This is a genomic window from Peribacillus simplex NBRC 15720 = DSM 1321, from assembly GCF_002243645.1.
Classification (GTDB): Bacteria; Bacillota; Bacilli; order Bacillales; family DSM-1321; genus Peribacillus; species Peribacillus simplex.
The window spans coordinates 1,370,956-1,386,879 of sequence record NZ_CP017704.1 but is presented as its reverse complement, the minus strand read 5'-3'; the positions used below and the strand labels follow the sequence as shown (position 1 = coordinate 1,386,879).

General features: G+C 39.5%; 17 protein-coding genes. 13 read left to right on the top strand and 4 right to left on the bottom strand.

Features of this window, described 5'->3' with window-relative positions; genetic code table 11:
* The first annotated feature begins 65 nt into the window (after window positions 1-65).
* Window positions 66-773 (top strand): EcsC family protein, encoded by a 708-nt coding sequence (locus tag BS1321_RS06515; RefSeq protein WP_311631705.1) that lies wholly within the window; start codon window positions 66-68, stop codon window positions 771-773.
* A 29-nt stretch (window positions 774-802) separates the two neighbouring features.
* On the opposite strand, the gene BS1321_RS06510 is transcribed toward BS1321_RS06515, so the two are convergent.
* Window positions 803-2,014 carry a M20 family metallopeptidase gene (locus BS1321_RS06510; RefSeq protein WP_063232252.1) on the bottom strand — a complete coding sequence of 404 codons (1,212 nt, stop codon included), beginning with the start codon at window positions 2,012-2,014 and terminating at the stop codon, window positions 803-805.
* 92 nt (window positions 2,015-2,106) lie between these two features.
* Here BS1321_RS06510 and BS1321_RS06505 point away from each other — a divergent pair, with 92 nt between their 5' ends.
* Window positions 2,107-2,730 carry a phosphatase PAP2 family protein gene (locus tag BS1321_RS06505; RefSeq protein WP_063232251.1) on the top strand — a complete coding sequence of 208 codons (624 nt, stop codon included), beginning with the start codon at window positions 2,107-2,109 and terminating at the stop codon, window positions 2,728-2,730.
* 184 nt (window positions 2,731-2,914) lie between these two features.
* Here BS1321_RS06505 and BS1321_RS06500 read toward each other — a convergent pair whose 3' ends face one another.
* Window positions 2,915-3,430: an antibiotic biosynthesis monooxygenase family protein gene (locus tag BS1321_RS06500; protein WP_063232250.1), complete on the bottom strand. Its 516-nt coding sequence runs from the start codon at window positions 3,428-3,430 to the stop codon at window positions 2,915-2,917.
* A gap of 271 nt (window positions 3,431-3,701) precedes the next feature.
* Here BS1321_RS06500 and hemE point away from each other — a divergent pair, with 271 nt between their 5' ends.
* The 3 genes from hemE to BS1321_RS06485 all read left to right on the top strand — a co-directional run bounded on the left by hemE (window position 3,702) and on the right by BS1321_RS06485 (window position 6,618).
* Window positions 3,702-4,745, top strand: a complete 1,044-nt coding sequence (gene hemE, locus BS1321_RS06495; RefSeq protein ID WP_063232249.1) for a uroporphyrinogen decarboxylase — start codon at window positions 3,702-3,704, stop codon at window positions 4,743-4,745.
* 78 nt (window positions 4,746-4,823) lie between these two features.
* Window positions 4,824-5,759, top strand: coding sequence for a ferrochelatase (gene hemH / locus BS1321_RS06490; protein WP_063232248.1), 936 nt, complete (start codon window positions 4,824-4,826; stop codon window positions 5,757-5,759).
* A gap of 283 nt (window positions 5,760-6,042) precedes the next feature.
* Window positions 6,043-6,618: a TetR/AcrR family transcriptional regulator gene (locus BS1321_RS06485; protein WP_063232247.1), complete on the top strand. Its 576-nt coding sequence runs from the start codon at window positions 6,043-6,045 to the stop codon at window positions 6,616-6,618.
* A gap of 163 nt (window positions 6,619-6,781) precedes the next feature.
* Here the strand turns inward: BS1321_RS06485 and yhfH are convergent, their stop codons facing one another.
* On the bottom strand, window positions 6,782-6,910 hold the full coding sequence (yhfH, locus tag BS1321_RS06480) for a protein YhfH (RefSeq protein ID WP_065310849.1): 129 nt from the start codon (window positions 6,908-6,910) through the stop codon (window positions 6,782-6,784).
* Window positions 6,911-7,083: 173 nt separating this feature from the next.
* Here yhfH and BS1321_RS06475 point away from each other — a divergent pair, with 173 nt between their 5' ends.
* The 7 genes from BS1321_RS06475 to BS1321_RS06445 all read left to right on the top strand — a co-directional run bounded on the left by BS1321_RS06475 (window position 7,084) and on the right by BS1321_RS06445 (window position 14,651).
* Window positions 7,084-7,818, top strand: a complete 735-nt coding sequence (locus BS1321_RS06475; RefSeq protein ID WP_063232246.1) for an MBL fold metallo-hydrolase — start codon at window positions 7,084-7,086, stop codon at window positions 7,816-7,818.
* A 41-nt stretch (window positions 7,819-7,859) separates the two neighbouring features.
* The gene (locus tag BS1321_RS06470) at window positions 7,860-8,849 is read left to right on the top strand and encodes a lipoate--protein ligase (RefSeq protein ID WP_063232245.1); all 990 of its coding nucleotides are present in this window, start codon (window positions 7,860-7,862) and stop codon (window positions 8,847-8,849) included.
* A gap of 180 nt (window positions 8,850-9,029) precedes the next feature.
* On the top strand, window positions 9,030-10,574 hold the full coding sequence (locus BS1321_RS06465) for a fatty acid--CoA ligase family protein (RefSeq protein ID WP_063232244.1): 1,545 nt from the start codon (window positions 9,030-9,032) through the stop codon (window positions 10,572-10,574).
* Window positions 10,575-10,747: 173 nt separating this feature from the next.
* Window positions 10,748-11,275 carry an HD domain-containing protein gene (locus BS1321_RS06460; RefSeq protein WP_063232243.1) on the top strand — a complete coding sequence of 176 codons (528 nt, stop codon included), beginning with the start codon at window positions 10,748-10,750 and terminating at the stop codon, window positions 11,273-11,275.
* A gap of 182 nt (window positions 11,276-11,457) precedes the next feature.
* A complete protein-coding gene (locus tag BS1321_RS06455) occupies window positions 11,458-12,126 on the top strand; it encodes a LuxR C-terminal-related transcriptional regulator (protein ID WP_162268735.1) in 669 nt (222 codons plus the stop codon).
* Window positions 12,127-12,433: 307 nt separating this feature from the next.
* On the top strand, window positions 12,434-13,699 hold the full coding sequence (locus tag BS1321_RS06450) for a M48 family metallopeptidase (RefSeq protein ID WP_063232241.1): 1,266 nt from the start codon (window positions 12,434-12,436) through the stop codon (window positions 13,697-13,699).
* 142 nt (window positions 13,700-13,841) lie between these two features.
* Window positions 13,842-14,651, top strand: a complete 810-nt coding sequence (locus BS1321_RS06445; protein ID WP_063232240.1) for a YitT family protein — start codon at window positions 13,842-13,844, stop codon at window positions 14,649-14,651.
* 72 nt (window positions 14,652-14,723) lie between these two features.
* Here BS1321_RS06445 and BS1321_RS06440 read toward each other — a convergent pair whose 3' ends face one another.
* Window positions 14,724-14,960 carry an IDEAL domain-containing protein gene (locus BS1321_RS06440; RefSeq protein WP_063232239.1) on the bottom strand — a complete coding sequence of 79 codons (237 nt, stop codon included), beginning with the start codon at window positions 14,958-14,960 and terminating at the stop codon, window positions 14,724-14,726.
* Between the two features lie 323 nt (window positions 14,961-15,283).
* On the opposite strand from BS1321_RS06440, the gene BS1321_RS06435 reads away from it, so the two are divergent.
* Window positions 15,284-15,847, top strand: coding sequence for a competence protein ComK (locus tag BS1321_RS06435; protein WP_063232238.1), 564 nt, complete (start codon window positions 15,284-15,286; stop codon window positions 15,845-15,847).
* Window positions 15,848-15,924: the final 77 nt, after the last annotated feature.

The following is a 15,924-nucleotide window of genomic DNA, read 5'->3' as shown; positions in this document are numbered from 1 at the left end:
TAAGAAATGAAAATTGAAAATAAAAGCTTCATTGGGGGTATATACATATTTAACGGAGGTGTTAAATGATGGATGAATATGGACAAAAGGCATTATCGGAACTAGTATCATGGAAAAAGAAAGTAGCCAAGAAATCCGGCAGACTTGAGCGGATGTCCAAAAAGGCGCAAATCAAATTGAATAGTTATATTCCAGATCGAGTGCACAAAATGATTACTGATAGTATTAAAGGGATGATAGAGGCCGTATTATCAGGTTCTAAATATATGTCTAAAGAAAAAAATGTAGTGCTTCTATCCTTGCAGCAAAAAGAAGAATGGGTTGCGGAAACTGTAACGGCATATCGGAAAACTGCCGTTATAGAAGGTGTGGGAACCGGGGCGGCAGGGCTTTTAATTGGATTGGCAGATTTCCCATTACTGCTTAGCATCAAGATGAAGTTATTATTCGAAATATCCCGTATATACGGTTTCGATCCAAATAAATATGAAGAACGCCTGTTCATTCTCCATATCTTCCAGATGGCATTTTCAAGCGAGGAAAAAAAACTGGAAACGTTACGGGTAATAGAAGAATGGGATTCAGGTAAATGGCCGGAAATAGACTGGCAAGAATTTCAGCAGGAATATCGCGATCACATCGATGTCATCAAAATGTTCCAGCTTGTTCCAGGTTTTGGGGCAGCTGTCGGTGCATATGCCAACCATCATTTGTTGGAACATCTTGGGGAGACGGCTGTAAATTGTTACCGAATTAGACTTCTTAAAGAGTAAAGGGACGGGGATAACCCGTCCCTTTACCATTACCGCAATAAAGATTCATTCACCTTTTGGGATGATTGTTTCTTATTGTGATAGGTTACCGCTGCAGTGCCTAATATTTTGGCTGCAATGAGCATCGCTTTTTCATCAATGTCAAACAAAGGATGATGATGCGGATATGTATGTTCATTTTTTGGCCTGGCCCCTGTAAAGAAGAATGTACCTTTTACATTTTGTAAATAATAAGAAAAATCTTCACCTGTCATATCCGGGTCGATTTCCTCTGTAATCAAAACTTCCTTGACGGACTCAGTGCTTTCGATTAGGAATTTAGTTTCCTCAACATGTGGAATAACAGCTGGATAACCTTGAAAGTATTGATATTCATAAGTGCAGTCAGCAGCTAGGCAGGTTCCTTTAACAATTCGCTCCATTTCTTCGCTTATGAATGAACGGACATCTTCCTTGAAAGTGCGGACGGTACCGATTATTTTAGCCTTATCTGCTATGACGTTAAAGGCATTATCCGCTACAAAGGAACCGACGGTAATGACTGCAGAATCTATTGGGTTAAGGCGGCGGCTTACTATTTGCTGTAGGGCCATGACTAGCTGAGAGCCGACTACGATTGCATCACGGGTTTTATGCGGCTGGGCTCCATGGCCGCCCTGCCCTTGAATGATGATTTCAAAACGGTCAGCAGCGGCCATAATAGGTCCATAAGCGTATTGGACTGTTCCGGTAGGGACAGTAGCCCATAAATGGGTGCCGAAAATTACATCCACCCCATCAAGGCAGCCAGCCTCAATCATTGGTTTGGCACCTCCTGGAGCATATTCTTCAGCATGCTGATGGATAAATATATATTCACCTTCGAGCTCATCCTTCAGTTCATTCAGGTTTTTTGCAAGGACAAGGAGTGTCGCAGTATGGCCATCGTGTCCACACGCATGCATTACCCCGGGTACGGAAGATTTATAGGAAACTTCTTTTTCATCTTGAATGGGTAAGGCGTCGAAATCAGCGCGCAATGCTACGGTTTTACCAGGCTTATTGCCTGTGACCTTGGCAATAACACCATTACCGCCTACATTCGTCCGGTGTTCGATTCCAAGTTTTTCATAATATCCAGCGATGAAGGCCGCCGTTTGGGTTTCTTGAAAAGAAAGCTCGGGATGTTGATGAAGATAACGCCTGATGGAAACCATTTCTTCATACGAACCATCTAGAAGATTGTGTAATCGCTGTATCATTTTGCACCTCCCAATGATTGGTTTAATTGTAAATAGTATATCATATTCTGAATAATTCAAAGAGAATTAAATACCTCGAGGAGAGTTATATAATGATTAAATATTCCTGGATTGCTATGGTTTTGCTTTGCTTGTTGCTATTCTTTTTTTTGATGCATGAAGTCCAGAGTGAGAAGACTTTAGCGTTCGATACATATATTGCGGAACTTTTTTCCGTAGGTGAAAATACTTTTTCGTTCACTTTCTTCAAGTCCATTACCTATCTTGGGAAATCCAAGTTCATTGGTTTTGGAAGCTTACTATGTGTTCTATATTTGTGGATAATAAAGAAGGATTATTGGACCATGGCCGTATTCTCTATCGGAGTCACTGGGGGCGATGTATTAAACGGGTGGATAAAAAATCATATTCAAAGAGCGCGCCCTGAAAATCATTTGATGGAGACCACCGGTTTCAGTTTTCCAAGTGGTCACGCAATGGTAGGCCTTATTTTCTTCAGTATGGTTGCTTATTTAATTATTAAAGAAGTTAAAGGAGACTTTTTGAAATGGGCAGTGGGAATCGGCTTCGTTTGTATGGTTCTGCTCATCGGAGTCAGCAGGATCATTATGAAAGTTCATTTTCCAACTGATATCTTGGCAGGTTTTGCACTAGGAGCTGCATATAGTTTAACCTTGTTTAATTTGTATAAGTACCTGGGGCGGAGAGTACTTTGAAAAAAGGATTCTTAGATGAAATATATGTAAATATCCGTTGCATTTCCCCGGAAATAAAGAAGGAATTTGTCGGATTGTTATAGGTTTATATGATTTTTGGGCCGTCCAAAATAACGGTCTGTATTACTATGAATTCAAAGAGGCCCACCTTTGAGGGATGGGCCTCTTATTGAGCAAGAATGGATTATTCTTCTGAATCCTTCACCAAAGTATACTGCGTAACATAGGCTTCACCTGAAAACATCTTCTGGCTGGAATTCGTAACGGGAGCTTTGGAGTCGCTGTTATGCGCCTTCTGAAAGGAACTGGATTTCTTCCAGTTCAAGAAATCGGTTTGTTTCTCCCAAATCGTTAAGATTACATAAGTTTCAGAGTTGATTGGCCGCAGTACACGAAGTGCGACGAAACCTGGTTCATTTTCGATGAATTCGGCCCTGTTTTTAAAACGATGTTCGAATACCGGCCTTCCTTCTTCACTGACAGGTATATTGTTCATGACTACATACCCATGATCCTGAAGGTTTCCTTTCCCATCAACTACTTCATACTTACGTGGAGAGCTGAAGATCGTTTTACCTGCTGTTTCATGTAAAAGTACTGCAGTGCCAGGATTTTGCATAAGTAATATTTTTTCATTCGGATGCTTATCTTTTTTGATTTTCAAAAAATCGAAACTGCCTGATGTGATGAATACATTCATAAATTCCCCTCCAATATCTATATAGTACCTGTATACCCATTTTACCCAATGAATAGTGCTTTTACCATTTACAAACTAACCATTAGGCTTGGGTACAGGTAAGATACTTATAAAAACGTCGATTTTCTGACAAATATATAGGTTGGCTATACTTCTATTATAGAAAAAGCTATAGTTTAAGGAGATTCGATTTGAAATTCAACATCCTTCTGATATTCTATGTAGGTAATGAATAAAAATAGAAACGTGATTGCTTGAAAGGTGGATATTAATGTCTAAGGAAATTACGAATGATACATTTTTAAAAGCTGCGAGAGGAGAGAAAACGGATCATGTGCCTGTTTGGTATATGCGACAGGCTGGCCGTTCACAGCCGGAATACCGTAAATTGAAAGAGAAGTATTCCCTTTTTGAAATTACTCATCAGCCGGAATTATGCGCTTATGTGACTAGATTGCCAGTTGAGCAATATGATGTTGACGCTGCGATTTTATATAAAGATATAATGACACCGCTACCAGCCATTGGTGTCGATGTTGAGATTAAGTCCGGAATCGGTCCGGTCATATCCAATCCGATCAAATCGGTGACAGATGTTGAAAAATTAGGTGAATTGAACCCAGAGAAAGACATCCCATATGTGTTGGACACGATTAAATTATTGACCACGGAGCAATTGTCAGTTCCTTTGATCGGTTTCTCCGGGGCACCGTTCACCATTGCTTCATACATGATTGAAGGCGGTCCCTCCAAAAACTACAATAAGACGAAAGCTTTCATGTATTCCGAGCCAAAGGCCTGGTTTGCATTAATGGATAAGTTAGCGGATATGATCATCATCTATGTCAAGTCACAAATTAAAGCCGGCGTTAAAGCCGTCCAAATCTTTGATTCATGGGTGGGTGCTTTGAACGTTGAAGATTACCGAGTATTCATCAAGCCAATCATGACTCGTATCTTTTCTTCATTGCGTGAAGAAAATGTACCGCTAATCATGTTCGGGGTCGGCGCAAGTCACTTGGCACTTGAGTGGAATGATCTTCCGATTGATGTAGTCGGGCTTGATTGGAGACTACCAATTACAGAAGCAAGACAAATGGGAATACAGAAAACGGTACAAGGTAATCTTGATCCTGCCCTACTATTATCATCATGGGATGTTATAGAAGAACGGACAAAAAGGATCCTGGATCAGGGCATGGAACAAGATGGCTACATCTTTAATCTTGGACATGGGGTTTTCCCTTCCGTAAACCCGGAAACACTGAAGAGGCTGACCGCTTTCATTCATGAATATTCATCAAAAATGAAGTAAGGTGAGCGATCCATTTGCTAAAAATACTTAATTGGATGAACAATAAAAGAACGAAATTTTTAAAAGAGGTGTAACTTCATGTCAAGAAAAAAAATGGGCCTTTTAGTGATGGCTTATGGTACTCCGTACACTGAAGAGGATATTGAAAGATATTATACACATATTCGTCATGGGAGACGGCCTAGCGACGAATTGATTGCCGACCTAAAAGGCAGATATGAAGCGATCGGTGGATTATCCCCGCTTGCAAAAATAACAGCAGGACAAGCTGAAGCCCTTGAAAAGAAATTGAATTCCGTTCAGGAGGAAGTTGAATTCAAGGCATATCTTGGACTGAAACATATTGAACCTTTTGTTGAAGACGCAGTGAAACAAATGCATGAAGATGGAATCAAAGAAGCGGTCAGTATAGTTTTGGCACCGCATTTTTCAACATTCAGCGTGAAGTCTTATAATGGACGTGCCGAGGATGAAGCCGCTAAATTGGGGGACCTGACCATCACTTCCGTTGAAAGCTGGTATGATGAGCCAAAATTCATTCAATATTGGGTAGACCAAGTAAAAGAAGTAATCGGAAAAATGACCTCGGAAGAACGCGATAATTTCGCTTTGATTGTGTCGGCACATAGCCTCCCTGAAAAAATCTTGCAATCAGGAGATCCGTATCCAAATCAACTGAAAGAAACGGCAGACATGATTGCTAAGGGCGCAGGGGTTACCAATTATGCAGTAGGCTGGCAAAGTGCTGGACAAACACCTGAACCATGGTTGGGACCTGATGTACAGGATTTAACCAGAGATCTTCATCAAGCAAAAGGTTATAAAGCTTTCATTTATATTCCTGTTGGCTTTGTTGCCGAGCATCTTGAAGTCCTTTATGATAACGATTATGAATGTAAGGTTGTGACTGAAGATATTGGTGCATGCTACTATAGGCCTGATATGCCCAATGTTAAACCTGAATTCATCGATGCTTTGGCCACAATCATATTAAATAAATTACAGGAAAAGTGATCAGTCAAAAGAGGTAATTAGTTTAACCATGCTTGCAATGTGCTCTACATATTTTCATATGAAGTTGATAGATGCTATACACCTGGAAAAGCGACGCTTTTTTACTTTACCTTGCTGACTTAAATAAATATCCTATTTTCGAAAAAGTGGCTGTCCAGTAAGGAGGATGGCCATTGTTTCTCTAAAAAATTGAAAATTTAATTGAAAAGACTGAATATTTTTGGTATGATATCGTTGAACATAATGACTGTTTTGTCCGATTGGTCAGGATTAGAGGTGTGAAATGTCTGTTGATCGTAAAAAATTAATTTTAGAAGCCGCGACCAAGTCGTTTTCACTTTTTGGATATAAGGCAACGACGATGGATCAAGTCGCTAAAATTGCCAATGTGGGTAAAGGGACCATTTATACCTTTTATAAAAATAAAGAAGAACTGTTTAAAGAAATCGTTCAGCGGATGATTGAGGAAATGAAATATGAGGCGGAACAATCTTTGGATGACCAACTCTCCTTTTTTGAAAATCTGCATCGGGCCGTTTATCGAATTCTGGAGTTCAGGCAGGAACATCAATTATCTTTGAAACTTCTTCAGGAGGAACGGGAAATTGGTACGCCGGCCGTTCAAGAAATGGTTAATGAAATGGAAGAAGCCATTGTATCCTACATTAAGGAAAAACTAAAAATAGCGATTGAAAAGGGCTATATACAGCCTTGTGATCCAGAGATAACAGCTTTCCTGATGTTAAAGATGTACCTTGCCCTGATTTTTGATTGGGAAAGGAACCATGCCCCATTAGAGAAAGAGGAAATTGCTGAACTATTTAAAATATATTTGTTCAAAGGATTATCCGTTACGTGATAATTCTATTTTTTTTGCTGGAAGGCAATGAATCCCAATAAAAAGAAGAGATACCGATCGTCGGTATCTCTTCTTTTTATTGGGGATGTTTTTCAGCTGCGAAATCGAACCTTATATGAAATCATCCTGCTATTTGGGAAGCGGATGGTGAAACACAAGACTACTACTCTCCAGAAAGGCAATGATCACAGTGGTTTCCATAACATTCGTGCTGTTCTTCAATTTTTTTTCCGCATTCCGTGCATTGTTTCGGAGGCAGGTTTTTAAAGAACTCAACGCTACTTTGAATCATGAACATCATCTCCTGAATTTTTTTATTATTCGCTTTTCTATGGTTTCATTGTATTATAACAGATTTATAAAGTCAATGAATGTTTTATAACATAAGTAAAAAAGGTGAAATAAGGGCAAGAATAGTTTATATTAATGGGGAAGTCATTGAGAGAAAAAAAGGAGTGCCTAAGCATGAAAATCACCGTAATTGGCTGCTGGGGCGGTTATCCAGCTAAAAATGAGGCAAGTTCCGGCTATTTGCTTGAATATGAAGATTTTCGCATTCTGCTTGATTGTGGCAGCGGTGTTCTATCACAGCTGCAAAACCATATGAAGCCGGAGGACCTTGGTGCAGTTGTATTATCCCACTATCATCCGGATCATGTAGCGGATATTGGTGTCCTGCAGCACGCTGCGTTCATTCAGCAGATATTGGGCAGCGAAAAAAGGACCATTCCTATTTATGGTCATGATTTAGACGAAGTCGAATTTGGTAAATTAACTTATAAAGACGTGACAAAGGGTATAGCCTATTCTGCTGATCAACCCTTAACCATTGGACCGTGTAAATTTACGTTCATGAAAACAAAACATCCAGTCCCTTGTTATGCAATGAGGATTGAAGCTGAAAATCATTCGATAGTTTACACAGGTGACAGTTCATATATGGATGAGCTTGCAGATTTCGCTAAAGACGCTAATGTTTTATTATGTGAAAGTAACTTTTACAGTGATATGGATGGTTCAAAGGCTGGACATATGACGGCAAGAGAAGCGGGCATGCTAGCAGAAAAGGCTGACGTCCAGCTTTTGCTGTTAACTCATCTCCCTCATTATGGGAATCTAGATCAACTGAAAAAAGAAGCATCCGAGGTATTCAAAAGGGAAATAGCGGTTGCTAAAACCAATCTCGAATTCCAACTATAAATGAAACATCAGTGATATGAAGTCTACAAGGAGGAACAATTGTGCTTTTTATTGATAATAAGGGAATTACAGATCCAAGAATTAACCTGGCCATCGAAGAATATGCGCTTAAACATTTAAATATAGATGAAACTTATCTACTTTTTTACATTAATCGTCCTTCAATCATCATAGGTAGAAATCAAAACACGATTGAAGAAATCAATGCAGATTATGTAGATGGAAATGGCATTACAGTTGTTCGCCGCCTTTCCGGGGGTGGAGCGGTTTATCATGACCTAGGGAATCTCAATTTCAGTTTCATTACGAGGGATGACGGGGATAGTTTCCATAATTTCAAAAAATTCACTCAACCTGTCGTGGAAACGCTTGAGAAACTTGGAATACATGCTGAATTGAGCGGTCGTAACGATATTTTGGCTGAAGGAAAGAAAATCTCGGGAAACGCGATGTTTTCAACGAAGGGCAGAATGTTCAGTCATGGGACATTGCTGTTTCAATCAGAAATGGATCACATTGTATCCGCTTTAAAAGTGAAAAAAGATAAAATCGAGTCCAAAGGGATTAAATCGATAAGAAGCCGTGTCGGCAATATCGCTGATTTCTTAAAAGAACCGATGTCCGTTGAAGAATTCCGTTCATACCTTCTGCAAAATATTTTCAAAGATAGCGGAAAGGTTACAGAGTATGTTTTAACGGAGACGGATTGGGAGAAAATTCACAAAATCTCGGAAGAAAGGTATCAAAACTGGGAGTGGAATTACGGAAAGTCACCTAAATTCAACTTGCAAAACTCACATAGATTTGCTGTGGGATCTGTTGACATCCGCCTAGAAGTGAACAGGGGAATCATTGGAAATTGTAAAATCTACGGTGATTTCTTCGGGGTAGGAGAGGTTGCGGATATTGAACAAAAGCTTACTGGAACACGCTATGAAAAGGAAGCAATCAGCAGTGTACTAGATGAGATTGATGTTCGTCATTATTTTGGCAATGTAACGAAAGAAGAAATAGTGGCTTTAATATATTAAGCCTGAAAAAGCCGTCCCGACTTAATAGGACGGCTTTTGTGTCTAATAATGACAGTAATTGCTTGAATATGGATAAAATTGTTGCTGTGATCGCTTTCTTTTAATATAATAAAAATGTATTTAGTTCACCATAAAAATGAATGACTATTCATTCATGCTATTTGCAGGGGAGGGAGAAAGATGAATTTATCTGAACAGCTTCATCAAATGGCTTTAAAAAAGGCTGGTAAGCCAGCATATTACTTTATGGATCAATCCACTTCATATGGGGAATTGGATAAAGCCGTTACGAAGTTCGCAGACGAATTACATAGGCTTGGTGTTTCAAAAGGTGATAACGTTGCACTGTTATTGGGAAACTCTCCACATTTCATCATTTCGTTGTATGGAGCTATGCGAGCAGGGGCGACCGTAATTCCCGTCAATCCAATTTACACACCTGACGAGATTGGTTACATCCTGAATAATGGCGATGTAAAGGTTGTTGTGGCATTAGATAAGCTTTTACCCTTACTAGAGAAAATGAACCCGATCCTCTCAACCGTAGAGCAATATGTAATTTGTGAAACGCAGCCGGTTAATAGGGATAATAGCCAATTTAACATCTACCCAAAAATGGAATCGTTTACAAAAATGATCGAATCGGGGGATGATGGCTTTAAAGGTCCAGAACTGGATCCTGAAGATACTGCAATCATACTCTATACTTCCGGGACAACGGGGAAACCAAAGGGGGCCATGCTTACACATACCAATATATTTTCCAATGCACATGATGTTGGTGAATATTTAAAAATCACGGAAAGTGACCGTGTCATTACGACATTGCCAATGTTCCATGTTTTCAGTTTAACGGTAGTCGTGAATGCCCCATTGATAAGCGGAGGTACGCTTTTAATTGTCCCGCAATTCAGTCCAAAGGAAATATTCAGGCAAATCAAAAAATATGAAGCAACCGTTTTTGCTGGAGTGCCTACGATGTATAACTTTCTTTTCCAATATCCAGATGCGAAAGAAGATGCTTTGAAGTCGTTGCGGATATGCATATCGGGCGGATCTGCCATGCCAGTGTCCCTGCTTGAATCATTCGAGCGGAAATTTAATGTCAGGGTTTCAGAAGGATACGGCTTATCCGAAGCATCCCCTGTTACCTGCTTCAATCCTTTGGATCGTCCAAGGAAGGCGGGATCCATCGGAACCTCCATCCTTAGGGTTGAAAACAAAGTGGTCAATGAGCTTGGAGAAGAAGTGCCGATCAATGGGGTAGGAGAATTGATCGCCAGAGGTCCCAATGTAATGAAGGGTTATTATAAAATGCCTGAAGAATCAGCCGCTGTCTTGAAAAATGGTTGGTTATATACAGGCGATTTAGCCAGGATGGATGATGAAGGCTATTTTTTCATTGTAGACCGTAAAAAGGAGCTTATCATCGTCGGTGGCTATAATGTCTATCCACGTGAAGTGGAGGAGATTCTTTATGCCCATCCTGAAGTAGTTGAAGCAGCAGCCATAGGCGTTCCGGATCCCAATCAGGGAGAAGTGGTTAAATGCTTTGTGGTAAAGAAAGACAATGCATTGACCGAGGAAGAACTTCTTGCCTATTGCATGGAACACTTGGCCAAATATAAGGTACCGGCAAAAATTGATTTTTTGGATGAACTTCCAAAAAATGCGACTGGTAAAATTTTACGCCGCTCCTTGAAAAACCATGTACTACAAAACTAATTTATTGATCATAAGGGGATCATTGCCTATAACCGGCAATGGTCCTTTTTTGTACAACCAAAGTGTATCAGGCTGCATAAAATATATAGGAGAATCTTAAAATCTTGATTCTTGTTTCGAAAAGAGTTATGATTGTCATTAAAAATTTCCACATAATTGTAAGGAGGAGTTAGATGAGAGATGTAAAGCTTTTGGATATTTTTACACATCCCATTGCTCAAAAATACTTGAACCGTTCAGGTCTAGCACATGCAATTGCGGTAGCATACCATGCGTTTCACTTAGCAAACGAATATAATATAGACCCTGATATTGCTGCTAAAGCTGGACTTTTGCATGATATGGGTCATTTCACCTGGTATCGCAATGGTAAATGGGATTATGATCTGTATAAACAAAATGATATCCATCCCATCAAAGGTGCAGAACGAGCACATAAACTGTTAATCCGCTTGGGAGAAAACCCGATAAAGGCAAAGACCATTTCCCTCGCCATTTTATTTCACACCGATTCGTTCTTACCTTCAAATGATATTGTTCGTACACCGCTTCAGCAAGTCGTCAAATGGGCCGACGAAAAAGATGAAGAAGAAGGTGGAAAACACCATTATCGCAAAATTGATTTTGTACGGGCAGAAGAGAGCATCATGAAACTTGATACGCTCATAGATGAGGAACAAAGAAAAAGGCTATCATCCTGAAGGCAAACGGGTTGATAGCCTTTTTACTTGTCAGGAGGTGCCCATTTTTAAGCATTCTACAGTTTAAATTTGTTATCAAGTGAATTAATGATGTAAAATATAGACCAATAGAACTATTCGCGGCAGGCAATTATAAAAAATTATCGGATTAATAACAAATAATGAAAGTAACGGGTGAAGTTATGAAGTCGATTAAGCTAATGATATATGGTGGTCAGGTAGGACTTGAGGGAATCATCGAAAAAGAAGAAGACATTAAGGTCATGGGGATAACCGGAGATGAAATGGAACTTCTTGATTCTGATCATACATCATCAGTCATGCCGGATGTCATTCTTATTGATGCCCGGTCATCAGGGAAGTATGGGCAGGAAGTCATGCCAATCCTAAAGGAAAAACATCCATCTACTCCTTTCCTCATTTTTACTACCTATTCAGAAGATCATTTTCTTATCGAAGCGATATGCCATGGTGCAGCAGGTTATGTGTTACAGGATGGCGGAATGAAACAAGTGCTGTCGGCAATCCGTCAATGTGCCAACGGCCAGATAGTTTATCCTGCCTCATTTAAATCAATTTTAATGAAGAAGCTGCAGCAGGATGTTGAAAGATCACCAGTAACTTTGGATAAGGCAATCGAAAAATTGGGGGCCTTTTCTAAACGCGAGTATGAACTGCTTATCCTCCTAACCCAAGGCGAAACGAATCAGCAAATTTCAAAAAAACTTTTTCTATCCATCGGCACGGTAAAAAACTATATAAGCCGGATTTACAGAAAACTGAATGTTAATAATCGACCGGAGCTTATGGCACTTTTGTATAGGTTTCAAAGTAGCGGGATGAAGGGATGACTAATCATAAACTTTGATGAAACGATTTTGATCAAAGCAATTAGGTGGCGGCAGAGAGACAAATTCATCGGTGCCTTATACGTCCCCAGCCCCCCGTTTTTTAATGTCTCTGCATATGCATCATTCCGCCTCCTCATCTCGGAAGTACAGGTGTATTCTGTGAAATCTTAAGGTTGATAATAAAGGATAAAAAATCAACAAATGTTGGAGATTGAAAGGAATAAATAATATAGAAAGAAAATGCGGTTCTAACCTGTCCATTTTGGATTAAACTAATAAGAGGGAGATTCGTTTAAGGAGGGGCATCATGGTTAGAAAATGGGCTGGAAGAGCGATTCTATTATATATCCTTTATGCAGCAGCGATGTATTGGTATATTTTTTATGGAGCTGATACCTCCATTCCCGAAGCTTTGCGTGGAACTGCAGCAGATCCTGCAACATTCCTGAATGCAAGGGAACTAAAGCTTAGCGAAGAGTATTCAGGACTGCGGAATTTTATTTTTTTCGTATCCACGCCATATGAATGGCTGCTTTATTTCTTCATTTTATTATTTGGTTTTTCGAAAGCATTTGAAAAGTCGTCAATGGCAGTCTCGAGACGGAAAGTGATCAGAACGGGCATTTACTTATTTTGGCTTTCCGTGATTTCTTACCTGGCACTGTTTCCAATCAGTTTCATTGGATATAGGATGAGCAAGAGTTACCATATAAGTACACAAAGTTTCACCTCGTGGATGAAGGATGGAGTCATAGAATTCTGGGTGAATTTTGGGATGATGTTCATCATCGTTTCCGTTTTATATTGGTTAATGAAGAAAAGTGTGAAGAAGTGGTGGCTCTATGCTTGGATGTTGTCCATTCCATTTACCTTGTTCCTGATGTTTGTTCAGCCTGTACTGATTGATCCGCTGTACAATGAATTCTATCCGCTCAAAAATAAAGAGCTGGAAACGGAAATATTGACACTTGCCTCACAGGCTGAAATTCCGGCTGAACACGTGTATGAAGTAAATATGGCGGAAAAGACAAATGCCTTGAATGCATACGTGACCGGCATAGGTTCCAACTCAAGAATAGTCCTTTGGGATACGACCCTGAACAAACTGAAGGAAGATGAAATCCTTTTTATCATGGCACATGAAATGGCTCATTATGTGGAAAAGCACATTTATATAGGGATTGCAGGTTATTTAGGACTGACTTTAATCGGTTTGTGGCTGACATCGAAAATCATGAATTTTATCATTAGACGCTGGGGCCATCTGTTAAAGGTTCGTTCGGTTGACAGCATTTCTTCTCTTCCATTATTTCTCTTAATAACGTCAGTGCTGCTCTTTGCTTCAAGTCCGCTGTCCAATTATGTTTCCAGATATCAAGAAACAAGGGCTGACCGCTATGCCATTGAAATGACCGGGGATAAAGAATCAGCAATCACGACGTTCCAGGAACTCACGAGGTCGGGTTTGAGTCAGGTCAACCCACCATTCCTGGTAAAATGGCTGCGCTATTCCCATCCAACCATGCTCGAGCGGATTTCCACGGTTGAAAATGCAGATACAAAGGGTGATTGAAAGCCAGCTGATAATCAGCTGGCTTTTTTTCTTTGGAAAGGGGTAGTTTGTAGTTGTTTTCAGAAAAAACTATTATTTTTAAAAATCTTAGGTTCTCTACTATAATAAATTAAATTCCCAGTTCGTTTTAAGGAGATCGGATATGTATAATGTACTTTTCATCACTATAGGCTCAGTGCTTGTTGCAGTAGCCTACAACTTATTTTTGATACCTCATTTAATTTTAAGCAGCGGACTTAGTGGACTTGCGATTATGTTCGGAATCATTACCCCAGTCAACACAGGGATATTGAATTTTTTGTTGAACCTGCCACTGCTGATTCTTGGATACCTGAAATTAGGGAGACGCTTTATCACCTATACGATATTATCAGTTGTCGTGATTTCGGTCAGTTTATACCTCATTCCAGTTCACGGAATATCCACTGAACCGATTTTGTCTTCTTTATTTGGCGGAATCATATCGGGATTCGGTATAGGCATCATCTTTCGTGCTTCGGGGTCTTCGGGCGGTTTTGATATCATTGCCATGCTATTGGCTAAGAAGAGCGACTTTCCACTTGGTACATTGCTTTCGGTGATGAATGCAGTTGTGGTGGTTATCTCAGGCTTCATCTTTGGGTGGGATGCCGCATTATATACGCTGATTTCCATTTATGCAGCAGGAAAGGTGATCGATACGATCCATTCCAATCACATTAAATTAACATTGATGATCGTTACCAAAAAGAGTGACGAAATGAAAACGAAGCTCCTGACCAACCTATATCGTGGAATTACAGTCATGGATGGTGAAGGTGCATATTCAGGAGAAAAGAGTAAAGTAATGATGACAGTCATTACACGTTATCAGTTAACCGATGTAAAAACGATGATAAAAGAAGTGGATCCGAATGCTTTTGTCAATATAACCGAAACAGCCGAGGTCATGGGGATGTTTCATAAAGAGTGATGATAATTAGAAAAGCCTCCCAACATTATGGGAGGCTTTTTTGAACATTAGGCTGTTTTTTAATCATGCATTTTAATTTCCAAACTGTTTGAGTAAAACGTTCATTTCAGAACTTAGTTTTAAGAATAAAGGTTTGTTTTTCATATCCAAGGCTTCATCGATCTGTTTTGCAAGGATATTCTTTTTGTTAGTAAGGACGGCTTCCTGAATAATCATATCAATTAACATTTCCTGAACCACGGCATCGTTTTTCATTTCGCTCATTGATAAGGACTTCACTGACTCTGAATAAGATTTTTCATTTTTCAAAGTTACCACCCCTGACCCTTTTTATTATTATATGGATTTGAGCGGATAAAATCAACTGAAAATTCAAAAAAATTAAATCCTAATAGAGAATGTGTCGTTTAGATGACGAAAAAGCCACTATATAAAAGAATTTTTAATTTTTTGTGAACTTACTTTTTATGTTTGAGGGTTGTGCTATTATAGTGAGTAATTTAACATACATTTACTATCTCCCTTCATTATTCTTCTTGGACAATGGGGAATGGAAGGGTACAAGCAATTAAGAGTATAAGCTTTGGTAAAGTAAAAGCGGTGTTTAGCAATGAGGAAGAGGTGGATTAAAAATGAAGGAAAACAATCTGGGAATCATCGAGGAATATGAAATCACGCCACATACACTAATGGTTTCGCCAATCAATTACGGCAGTAAAATATATGCCCGTATCGTTGAAATGGAGGACGAGTTCATCTCCCCCTTTAAACCTATGGAAATAATAAAGAAAAGCTGTGAGTTCTTCGGATCAAGTTATGAAGGGCGCAAGCAAGGCACGAAACAGCTCATAAACATCACACATAAAGCGCCTATTGCGATTGATCCGACCAGTTCGATTTTCTTCTTTCCCACTACATCTCCGTTGCGTCCTCAATGCACCTGGTTATCACATGAGCATGTGGTATCCTATGATCGCCTGGATTCCAAACATACAACCATCACATTCAGGAATAGACAAACCATCGATATAGAAGTATCATGCAGTTCTTTCGAAAACCAGTTGCACCGGACATCTTTTTTAAAAACGAAATTGATCCAGAGGATTGAGGAAACAAAGAGGAAATCATTCTACCTGTTCACCGAATCAAATGGGGCAAAGGCTTCAGAGGTAATGTCAAAGTATATACCACGTTAGGGATATTCATAGAAGAATGCAAACGGGATTCATTCAAAATTAAAGCAAGCCCTTCTTATTAAAGAAGGGCCCCGGAA

Excerpts from the sequence above, each read along its gene's own strand:
- hemH (WP_063232248.1), top strand. The coding sequence starts at position 4,824 with ATGTCAAGAAAAAAAATGGGCCTTTTAGTGATGGCTTATGGTACTCCG.
- BS1321_RS06475 (WP_063232246.1), top strand. The coding sequence starts at position 7,084 with ATGAAAATCACCGTAATTGGCTGCTGGGGCGGTTATCCAGCTAAAAAT.
- BS1321_RS06485 (WP_063232247.1), top strand. The coding sequence starts at position 6,043 with ATGTCTGTTGATCGTAAAAAATTAATTTTAGAAGCCGCGACCAAGTCG.
- BS1321_RS06450 (WP_063232241.1), top strand. The coding sequence starts at position 12,434 with ATGGTTAGAAAATGGGCTGGAAGAGCGATTCTATTATATATCCTTTAT.
- yhfH (WP_065310849.1), bottom strand. The coding sequence starts at position 6,910 with ATGATTCAAAGTAGCGTTGAGTTCTTTAAAAACCTGCCTCCGAAACAA.
- hemE (WP_063232249.1), top strand. The coding sequence starts at position 3,702 with ATGTCTAAGGAAATTACGAATGATACATTTTTAAAAGCTGCGAGAGGA.
- BS1321_RS06465 (WP_063232244.1), top strand. The coding sequence starts at position 9,030 with ATGAATTTATCTGAACAGCTTCATCAAATGGCTTTAAAAAAGGCTGGT.
- BS1321_RS06500 (WP_063232250.1), bottom strand. The coding sequence starts at position 3,430 with ATGAATGTATTCATCACATCAGGCAGTTTCGATTTTTTGAAAATCAAA.
- BS1321_RS06510 (WP_063232252.1), bottom strand. The coding sequence starts at position 2,014 with ATGATACAGCGATTACACAATCTTCTAGATGGTTCGTATGAAGAAATG.
- BS1321_RS06505 (WP_063232251.1), top strand. The coding sequence starts at position 2,107 with ATGATTAAATATTCCTGGATTGCTATGGTTTTGCTTTGCTTGTTGCTA.
- BS1321_RS06460 (WP_063232243.1), top strand. The coding sequence starts at position 10,748 with ATGAGAGATGTAAAGCTTTTGGATATTTTTACACATCCCATTGCTCAA.
- BS1321_RS06445 (WP_063232240.1), top strand. The coding sequence starts at position 13,842 with ATGTATAATGTACTTTTCATCACTATAGGCTCAGTGCTTGTTGCAGTA.
- BS1321_RS06515 (WP_311631705.1), top strand. The coding sequence starts at position 66 with ATGATGGATGAATATGGACAAAAGGCATTATCGGAACTAGTATCATGG.
- BS1321_RS06435 (WP_063232238.1), top strand. The coding sequence starts at position 15,284 with ATGAAGGAAAACAATCTGGGAATCATCGAGGAATATGAAATCACGCCA.
- BS1321_RS06455 (WP_162268735.1), top strand. The coding sequence starts at position 11,458 with ATGAAGTCGATTAAGCTAATGATATATGGTGGTCAGGTAGGACTTGAG.